2 protein-coding genes are annotated in these 1,664 nt (G+C 65.5%); one reads left to right on the top strand and one right to left on the bottom strand.

Going from position 1 to position 1,664, the window contains the following annotated elements; all coding sequences use genetic code 11:
• On the bottom strand, positions 1-402 hold a 402-nt coding region (gene tnpA / locus IEZ19_RS49730; protein WP_189317949.1), incomplete at its 3' end, for an IS200/IS605 family transposase.
• Between the two features lie 25 nt (positions 403-427).
• On the opposite strand from tnpA, the gene IEZ19_RS49725 reads away from it, so the two are divergent.
• A complete protein-coding gene (locus IEZ19_RS49725) occupies positions 428-1,663 on the top strand; it encodes an RNA-guided endonuclease InsQ/TnpB family protein (protein WP_189317948.1) in 1,236 nt (411 codons plus the stop codon).
• Position 1,664 lies beyond the last annotated feature (1 nt).

Raw genomic sequence — 1,664 nt, 5'->3', positions numbered from 1 at the left:
CTGCTGGGCGATGTACTGCTTGACGATGCTGAGCGGTGCGCCGCCGACGGTGCCGGCGAAGTAGGAGCCCGACCAGAGTTTGTTGGCGCGCCAGTAGTGGCGTGCCAGGTCGGGGTACTCCTGGCGCAGGCGGCGTGAGGAGACGCCTTTGAGGGAGTTGACCAGGCGGGCGAGGGCGACCTTGGGCGGGAAGTTCACCAGGAGGTGGACGTGGTTGTTCTCGCCGTTGAACTCGACGAGTTGGCACTCGAAGTCCGCGCACACGTCCCGCATGATCTCCTCCATGCGCGCCAAGTGGGCATCTGTGAACACGTTGTGCCGGAACTTGGTCACGAACACCAAGTGGGCATGCAGGGCAAAGACACAGTGACGACCAGTCCGGATGTTCTCCATACGAGCCATCATCCAAGCCGGTACGGTTCCTGTCATGCAGCTTCGGTACAGCTTCCGCCTGTACCCGACCCGCGGCCAACAGATCGCCCTGGGGCGGGCGTTCGGTTGCGCCCGCGTCGTCTACAACGACGCGGTCCGCGCCCGGCGCACCGCCCACGAACAGATGCTGCCGTTCCCGAAGATCGGGGACCTGTCCCGCATCCTGATCACCGAGGCGAAGAAGACCCCGGATCGGGCCTGGCTGTCCGTGGTCTCCGCCGTCGTGCTGCAGCAGTCGCTGCGCGACGCGGAGAGCGCCTATGCCAATTTCTTCGCCTCCCTCAAAGGTGAGCGCAAGGGCCCCAAGCTCGGAGAGCCGTCCTTCAAGTCCCGCAAGGACACGAAGCAGTCGATCCGGCTCACCGCGAATGCCCGCTGGAAACTCACCGAAGCGGGCCGTCTGTCGCTGCCGAAGATCGGCGAGGTGAAGGTCAAGTGGTCCCGCACCCTGCCCGCGGTGCCCTCCTCGGTCACGGTCATCAAGGACAGCGCCGGACGGTACTTCGCCTCCTTCGTCATCGACACTGACCCCGCCGCCGACCTGGCCCGCTTCGAAACCCCCGACCCGAACAACCAGATCGGGATCGACCTGGGGCTGAAGCATTTCGCGATCCTCTCCGACGGCACCAAGATCGAGAACCCCAGGTTCTTGCGCCGCGCGGAGAAGAAGCTCAAGAAGGCCCAGCGCAGCCTGGACCGCAAGCAGAAAGGATCCAAGAACCGCGAAAAGGCCCGCTTGAAGCTCGCCCGCGCGCACGCGGCCGTGGCCGACGCACGCCGCGAGTTCCACCACCAGCTCTCCACCCGGCTGATCCGCGAGAACCAAGCGATCGCCGTGGAAGACCTGGCGGTAAAGGCGCTGGCGCGCAGCCGTCGGACGGCCAAGAGCGTGCACGACGCGGGCTGGTCGCAGTTCGTGTCCCTGCTGGAGTACAAGGCCAGGCGGTACGGACGCACCCTGATCAAGATCGGCCGGTTCGTTCCCACGTCCCAGACCTGTCACGTCTGCGACCGCAAGGACGGGCCCAAGCCTTTGCACATCCGCGAGTGGATCTGTCCCGGCTGCCATACCGTGCACGACCGGGACATCAACTCCGCGATCAACGTGAAACAGGCCGCCGGACTCGGTGGTCACAGCCTGTGGAGCGCAGATAAGACCACGACCCCGGTTGTGGCACAGCGCCGCGAAACAGGAAGCCACGGACTCCCCGATGTCACCCGCGCCGCGTAGC

The sequence above is a fragment of the Streptomyces brasiliensis genome, from assembly GCF_014647875.1.
Classification (GTDB): domain Bacteria; phylum Actinomycetota; class Actinomycetes; order Streptomycetales; family Streptomycetaceae; genus Streptomyces; species Streptomyces brasiliensis.
Note: the sequence above shows the minus strand (reverse complement) of the source record. Positions and strands in the feature narration are given on the sequence as shown.